Annotated in this window: 6 protein-coding genes; 4 read left to right on the top strand and 2 right to left on the bottom strand. The window is 71.8% G+C overall.

The window, feature by feature from the left end; translation table 11 throughout:
* A partial coding sequence (locus ABZ261_RS07090; RefSeq protein ID WP_356856167.1) for a sugar phosphate nucleotidyltransferase occupies window positions 1-176 on the bottom strand: 176 nt, incomplete at its 3' end.
* A gap of 1 nt (window position 177) precedes the next feature.
* Window positions 178-2,478, bottom strand: a complete 2,301-nt coding sequence (locus tag ABZ261_RS07085; RefSeq protein WP_356856130.1) for a bifunctional glycosyltransferase family 2 protein/CDP-glycerol:glycerophosphate glycerophosphotransferase — start codon at window positions 2,476-2,478, stop codon at window positions 178-180.
* Between the two features lie 722 nt (window positions 2,479-3,200).
* Between ABZ261_RS07085 and proB the strand changes: the two genes are divergently transcribed.
* The 4 genes from proB to ABZ261_RS07065 all read left to right on the top strand — a co-directional run bounded on the left by proB (window position 3,201) and on the right by ABZ261_RS07065 (window position 7,082).
* Complete coding sequence (gene proB / locus ABZ261_RS07080) at window positions 3,201-4,307, top strand: glutamate 5-kinase (protein ID WP_356856166.1); 1,107 nt, start codon at window positions 3,201-3,203, stop codon at window positions 4,305-4,307.
* A gap of 196 nt (window positions 4,308-4,503) precedes the next feature.
* On the top strand, window positions 4,504-4,929 hold the full coding sequence (locus ABZ261_RS07075) for a hypothetical protein (RefSeq protein WP_356856128.1): 426 nt from the start codon (window positions 4,504-4,506) through the stop codon (window positions 4,927-4,929).
* 181 nt (window positions 4,930-5,110) lie between these two features.
* Window positions 5,111-6,397 (top strand): glutamate-5-semialdehyde dehydrogenase, encoded by a 1,287-nt coding sequence (locus tag ABZ261_RS07070; RefSeq protein WP_356856126.1) that lies wholly within the window; start codon window positions 5,111-5,113, stop codon window positions 6,395-6,397.
* Window positions 6,398-6,482: 85 nt separating this feature from the next.
* Window positions 6,483-7,082: a hypothetical protein gene (locus ABZ261_RS07065; protein ID WP_356856124.1), complete on the top strand. Its 600-nt coding sequence runs from the start codon at window positions 6,483-6,485 to the stop codon at window positions 7,080-7,082.
* The last annotated feature ends 51 nt before the right edge of the window (window positions 7,083-7,133 follow it).

Raw genomic sequence — 7,133 nt, 5'->3', positions numbered from 1 at the left:
TCCTCGACCACGTACTGGATCGCCGGCTTGTCGACGACCGGCAGCATCTCCTTGGGAGTGGCCTTGGTCGCCGGCAGGAACCGGGTGCCGAGACCCGCCGCGGGAATGACGGCCTTGGTCACGGCGGGACGGGCGGGAGCGGGAACCATGCCGTGTTCGTCTCTCTCGTTGTGCACGTCAGGCGCCGATGAGGCCGCGTTCGCCGGAGGGCTGGGCGGGGATGCGCGCCTGGGCGAGGGCGGCCGGCGCGGGCGCCGGGGTCCGCTCGTCCAGGGGCAGCACGGCGGGGGTGGGCTCCTCGCCGAGGAACAGGCGGCGCACCACGCGCTCGGCGGCGTTGCCGTCGTCGAACTGCACGAAGCGCTCGCGGAACGCGGCCCGCAGCTCGGCGGCCTTGCCGCTGTTCCAGGCGCCGGAGCGGAAGACCTCGATCAGCTCGTCCTCCGTGGTCGCGGTCGCGCCCGGGGTCTCGCCCGGCTTGCCGGAGAGGATGTCGAAGTAGACGCCGCGCGCCCGGCTGTAGACCTCCCAGTCGTCCGCGTAGGTGACGATCGGGCGGTCCAGGCACGCGTAGTCGAACATGATCGAGGAGTAGTCCGTGATCAGGGCGTCGGCGGCCAGGCAGAGGTCCTCCACCACCGGGTACTTCGACACGTCCTTGATCAGGCCGCGCTCCTGCAGCGCCTCCAGCCGGGGGTCGCCGCCGTAGAAGTAGTGGGTGCGCACCAGGACGACGAAGTCGGGGCCCAGCTCGCGGCAGAACCGCTCCAGGTCGATCCGGGGAACGTAGCCCTTCTGGTAGTCGCGCACCGTCGGGCAGTAGAGGATCGCGGTCTGGCCGGGCTCGATGCCGAGTTCACGGCGGATCCGCAGGACGTCGTCACCGGTGGCCCGGAAGTAGACGTCGTTGCGCGGGTAGCCGTACTCGACCGCCTCGAACGCGCAGGGGTAGACCCGCTCCCAGATCTCCGAGGAGTGCTGGTTGGAGGTGAGGCTGAGGTCCCACTTGTCGGCCCGCTCCAGCATCTTGGCGAAGCTCATGTTCTTTGCGGCCGCGGGGTACTTCTGCTGGTCGATGCCCATCTGCTTCAGCGGGGTGCCGTGATGGGTCTGCAGGAACACCTGCTCGGGCCGCTTGACGATGTTGTTGGGGAAGTTGACGTTGTTGACGAGGTACTTGGCCCGGGCCATGACCTCCCAGTACCGCGGCGAGTTGGCCACCACGTAGTCGACGCCCTCGGGCATGCTGTCCACCGCGTCGCGCCGGACGACCCAGACGCCGTGGACGTTCGGGGCGAGTTCCTTCGCCTTGTGGTAGATCGCCGCCGGGTTGCAGGCCACACCGCGGTTCCAGTAGGCCGCGTAGACCGCGAGGTTCTCGTCGACGGGGCGGCGCAGGTGCAGCTGGTACAGCCGGTTGTAGGCGGTCTTGCCGAGCTTGGTCTTGACCTTGGCGGCCCGCTGGATCACCTGGCGGCGGGTCTTGCCGGCGGCCATCACGGCCGCGTACGCGGTGTAGGAGCCGCGCTCCAGCAGCTGGAACCTGGTGCCCTGCGAGCCCTCCGGGAGGACGAAGCCCTTGGGCTTGTACCGCTTGTACTGGGCGGCCGCCAGCTTGAAGAACTCCGCCCGGTCCTTGGGGACGATCCGGTCCGCACGGGCCAGCGTGAACAGGAAGTGGCTGGCCATGCGCTCGAACAGCAGCGCCCGTACCGGCTCCAGGTGGGGACGCTCGTCGAGGAACTCGAAGAGCCGGGCGTACTGCTCGAAGATGCCGAAGTGCTTGCGGCCGGGCGTGCGCATGGAGTTGCCCTGGCGGCGCTGGCGGTACTCGACGCACACGTGGTCCAGGGCGGCGATGCGCTCCGCGGTCAGCATGGTCTTGTAGACCATGAGCGCGTCCTCGTAGATGCCGTCGGTGAAGACGAAGTTGTTGCCGACGTACCACTCGCGGCGGTAGGCGCGGTTCCAGACGACGGCGAACATGGTGAGGAACTCGGGCCGTTCGAGGGCCGTGAAGACGTCCGTGCCCGCCCCGGCGAGCAGTTCGCCGGCCGCGCTCGCCTGCACCCGGTTGTTCCAGTAGGTGCGGACGTGGTTGAGCAGGAGGATGTCGGGCTTCCCCGTGACCTCCAGGCGGTCCGCTATCGCCTGCAGCGCGCCCTCGGCGAGGGTGTCGTCGCTGTCGAGGAAGAGGATGTACTCGCCGCGCGCCTTCAGCGCGCCCGCGTCCCGCGCCTTGCCGATGCCCCGGTTCTCCTCGAAGTGCACGGGTATGACGCGCTCGTCCAGGGCGGCGTACTCATCGAGGATGCGGCCGCAGGCGTCGGGGGAGTGGTCGTCGATGGCGACGATCTCGAAGTCCTCGAAGGACTGGGAGAGGATGGAGTCCAAGCATGCGCGCAGATACCCCTGCACTTTGTAAACCGGGACGACAACGCTGATTTTCGGCGCAGCGTTTCCATTCGCAACGGGCATGCTTGGGGCTCCTGGGCTGTCGGTCAAACTCAACCGCATCCCGCTGCCGGGCCGGAGCGCGATGCGAGAGGCACAAGGCGTGCGAGGTTAACGTTTATCGAAGCCTACCGTACGCGCCTTGGTGGATGTTCATACCGTACGTCCGCTCCAGGCCGGTCGGTCCGGGTGTGGCAGCGCTCACGGCCGCACCCCGGGCGTCCCGATCTGAGGGGTGCTCAGGTCGCTGACCTGGACGGCAGGTGCCGCGACCCGACGGCCCGGGCGGCTCGGGGGCGGCAGCGGCGCGCGGTTGGGGGCCGTGGTCGGGCCGCACCGCGTGCCGGTGGTCACAGCGCGGACGGCGGTGTCCGCGGCGCGCGGCGTGCGACGGGCGGCGCACGGCGGGCGGCGCCGCGCCCCGCGGGGACGGCCGCCCCGGGCCGGCCGAATAAGGGAAAGGCGTGATTGCATCGCGTTTCGGCGGGAAATCGAGAGGTGATTCTCGGTGCCTTCTCCAGCACGGAACGGCGTCGAATTGCCGTTTCCCCCGCGCGTCCCTTTTCCTGGCTTAGACGGCGCACGCGTCCCCGGTGAGCGGGAAGCCCCCGCGCCGCGGTCCGCCGGCTGAACAGTCCGGCGGGCCGCGCCCGGCTTCCCGTAGATTGTGGAACCCGCGGAGCAGCGCGGTGCAGGAACGTGCACGTGAAGGAGACGGACCGCAGGTGGCACAGGCAAGGCAGGCCGTGGGCGAGGCCCGCAGGATCGTCGTCAAGGTGGGGTCCTCCTCCCTGACCACCGCCGCCGGCGGGCTCGACGCCGACCGCGTCGACGCCCTCGTCGACGTCCTCGCCAAGTTCCGCAGCGGCGGGGAGAGGGAGATCGTCCTCGTCTCCTCCGGCGCCATCGCCGCCGGCCTCGCCCCGCTGGGCCTGCGCCGCCGCCCCAAGGACCTCGCCCGCCAGCAGGCCGCCGCCAGCGTCGGCCAGGGCCTGCTCGTCGCCCGCTACACCGCCTCCTTCGCCCGCTACGGCGTCCGCGTCGGCCAGGTGCTGCTCACCAGCGACGACATGAGCCGCCGCGCGCACCACCGCAACGCCTCCCGCACGCTCGACAAGCTGCTCGCGATGGGCGCCTTCCCGATCGTCAACGAGAACGACACCGTCGCCACGGACGAGATCCGTTTCGGCGACAACGACCGCCTCGCCGCCCTCGTCGCCCACCTCGTCCACGCCGACCTGCTGGTCCTCCTCTCCGACGTGGACGGCGTCTACGACGGCGACCCCGGCAGGCCCGGCACCTCCCGGATCGCCGAGGTCAGGGGGCCGGAGGATCTCACCGGTGTGGACATCGGCAGCGCCGGGAAGGCCGGCGTCGGCACCGGCGGCATGGTCACCAAGGTCGAGGCCGCGCGGATCGCCGCCGCCGCCGGTATCCCGGTGGTGCTGACCAGCGCCGTCCACGCCGCCGAGGCCCTCGCCGGCCGCGACACCGGCACCTTCTTCCACCCGGCCGGAAAGCGCTCCGCCGACCGCCTCCTCTGGCTCCAGCACGCCTCCACCCCGCAGGGCGCCCTGACCCTGGACGACGGCGCGGTGGACGCGGTCGTACGGCGGCGCAAGTCGCTGCTGCCCGCCGGGATCGCCGCCGTGGACGGCGAGTTCAGCGCCGGCGACCCCGTCGAGCTGCGGGACGCCTCCGGTCGCGCGGTGGCCCGCGGACTCGTCAACTTCGACGCCAGGGAGATCCCCCGGCTGATCGGGCGTTCGACCCGCGAGCTGGCACGCGAGCTGGGCCCGGCGTACGAGCGCGAGGTCGTGCACCGGGACGACCTGGTGCTGCTGCACGCCTGACCTCCGCGGAACCGGCCGCGAGCGGGGCCCGCGCGCCGCCCCGCCGGGGGACGTTCCGCAAAACCACCACGCGGAGCCTTGCGGCCTGCTCAACTTTGTCTCAGGGACATGTTGAGAGGACACGTCCCGTCAAGGGGCCATGCCAGCCGTGCCGGGCATGTGCGGGGCATGGGGGGCATGCGTGAAGGAGGCCGTCGTGAGACGAGTGCGCCCTGGGGCGGCGTCCCGCGGTGCTCTGACGAGCGTCGCGGCCGGCGACACCTATGAGGAGCCCAGGGACCTGCCCCGGCTGTGGCACGTCACCCTCAGCCTGTCCGGCGAGAAGGTCCCCCTGGCCGAGCTGCGGCGGGCCCTGGAGCAGCTCGCCCACGACCACCCCTTCCTGCTGACCAGCAGATACGCGACCGACCACGCGGAGATCCGGTACTGGGAAGAGGCCCGGGACCTGCACGACGCCGCCGCCGTGGCGCTGCGGCTGTGGGGCGAGCACCGGCAGAGCGCCGGCCTGCCGCCGTGGGAGATCGTCGGCCTCGAGGTCATCGACCGCGAGACCTACCACCAGCGCATCGCCGCCGGCTACGGCCCCGCGCCGGCCACGCCGGTCGGCGTACACCCGTTCTGACCCCCAGCCTGCGGCTTCCGGGCGGCTCGCGGGCCGGTCCGGGGGGGGTGGTCACGGGTTCTGCTCCGGGAGGGGAGTGGTGGTGGGCGTACCGCGGGGCGCGGAGGTTCACCCCTTTTGGGGTGTCTCGGGGTGTGGGACGACCGCTGAACCGCCGCGTTCCGCGCACTACGCTTCCTTCATGACCACGCTCTCGCCGTACGACTCGATGTCCCCGGTCACCCAGGCCGCCTACCGGGCGAAGGCCGCCGCCGCCGACCTGGCGCCGCTCCCGCGCGCCGCGAAGGACGACGCGCTGCTCGCCGTCGCCGACGCCCTGGAGGTCCGGACGGCCGAGATCGTCGAGGCCAACGCGGAGGACGTGGCCAAGGCCCGCGACAACGGCACCAGCGAGGCCATCGTCGACCGGCTCACCCTCACCCCCGAGCGGATCCGCGCCATCGCCTCCGACGTCCGGGACGTCGCGGGGCTGCCCGACCCGGTCGGTGAGGTGGTCCGCGGCTCCACCCTCCCCAACGGCATCGACCTGCGCCAGGTCCGCGTCCCGCTCGGTGTCGTCGGCATCGTCTACGAGGCCCGCCCGAACGTCACCGTCGACGCCGCCGCGCTCTGCCTGAAGTCCGGCAACGCCGTCCTGCTGCGCGGCTCCGCCTCCGCCTACGCGTCCAACACCGCCCTGGTCCGCGTGCTCCGCGACGCCGTCGGCGGCGCCGGCCTGCCTGCCGACGCGGTCCAGCTCGTGCCCGGGGAGAGCCGCGACTCCGTGCGCGAGCTGATGCGCGCCCGCGGCCTGGTCGACGTCCTCATCCCGCGCGGCGGCGCCTCCCTGATCCGGACCGTGGTCACCGAGTCCACCGTCCCGGTCATCGAGACCGGCACCGGCAACTGCCACGTCTACGTCGACGCCCAGGCCGACATCGACACGGCCGTCGAGATCCTGGTCAACTCCAAGGCCCAGCGGGTCAGCGTCTGCAACGCCGCCGAGACCCTCCTCGTCCACCAGGACATCGCCCCCGAGTTCCTGCCGCGCGCCCTGGACGCCCTCGCCGAGGCCGGCGTCACCGTCCACGCCGACGAGCGGGTCATGGCCTACGCCAAGGACTCCAAGGCGACCGTGGTGGAGGCGACCGCCGAGGACTGGGAGACCGAGTACCTGTCCTACGACATCGCCGCCGCCGTCGTGGACTCCCTCGACAAGGCCGTCGAGCACATCCGGACGTGGAGCTCCGGCCACACCGAGGCCATCGTCACCACCTCCCAGCAGGCCGCCCGCCGCTTCACCCAGCTGGTCGACTCCACCACCGTCGCCGTGAACGCCTCCACCCGCTTCACCGACGGCGGCCAGTTCGGCTTCGGCGCCGAGATCGGCATCTCCACCCAGAAGCTGCACGCCCGCGGCCCGATGGGCCTGCCGGAGCTGACGAGCACGAAGTACATCGTCACCGGCGACGGACACGTACGCCGCTGACCCCCGCACCGCACCGTCCCCGCACGGGGGCGCGTCCGAAAAGGCGTCTCACCAGGCAGACGGATGTCCGTACCGTCTGCCCAAAATGACCCCCCAGGTCTACTCTGGATGCGTGCCGGAGGACGTGGGGGGCACGCCGTTTCCTGACGGCCGCGAGCCCGATGACGACCACGACCGCGGAACGGCGGACGAAGAGTTCGCCTCCGTGGTCTTCGACGAGGCCTTCATACAGGCGGCCCCGGTCCACGAGCCGACCGCGGTCGAACGGCTTCTCGCCGCCGCCCAGGCCCGGGCCGAGGCGTCCGAGGCGGAGGCCCGCCGCACCCACCCCCGGGGCGAGCGGTACGACGACGGCTACGGCCACGAGGACCTCGGATTCGGCCAGGATCCGGACGACGACGAACCGGACGACGCCTACGTCCTCGGCCACCGTCACGGCCCCTTCGGCTTCCACGGCAAGCAGGTCCGCTGGCACCGCCCCGTCGCCTGGGTCCTCGCCGTCGTGATGGGCATCGGCATGGTCGCCCTGGCCTTCGCCGCGGTCTACCGGGGAGGGTCCTCCGGCACCCGCGAACGGGTCCCCGCCCCCGCCTCGACCAACCTGGAACAGGGTGGCGCGGCCGCCCCCGCCACCCCCGGAGAGCACTCCCGCCCGGCGGTCCCGGCCGTCCCGCGCAGCCCCTGAGGAGCCCGCCCGAGCTTGGCGAGAACCTGACATAGGTTGCGGCGCAGCGCG

This window comes from Streptomyces sp. NPDC006193 (assembly GCF_040613915.1).
GTDB lineage: Bacteria > Actinomycetota > Actinomycetes > Streptomycetales > Streptomycetaceae > Streptomyces.
The sequence above is the reverse complement of the archived record's forward strand: the minus strand, read 5'-3'. Positions and strand labels throughout refer to the sequence as shown.

Bases quoted from the DNA above. Each gene is read 5' to 3' on its own strand.
- ABZ261_RS07085 (WP_356856130.1), bottom strand. From the start codon at position 2,478: ATGCCCGTTGCGAATGGAAACGCTGCGCCGAAAATCAGCGTTGTCGTC.
- ABZ261_RS07070 (WP_356856126.1), top strand. From the start codon at position 5,111: ATGACCACGCTCTCGCCGTACGACTCGATGTCCCCGGTCACCCAGGCC.
- ABZ261_RS07065 (WP_356856124.1), top strand. From the start codon at position 6,483: ATGACCCCCCAGGTCTACTCTGGATGCGTGCCGGAGGACGTGGGGGGC.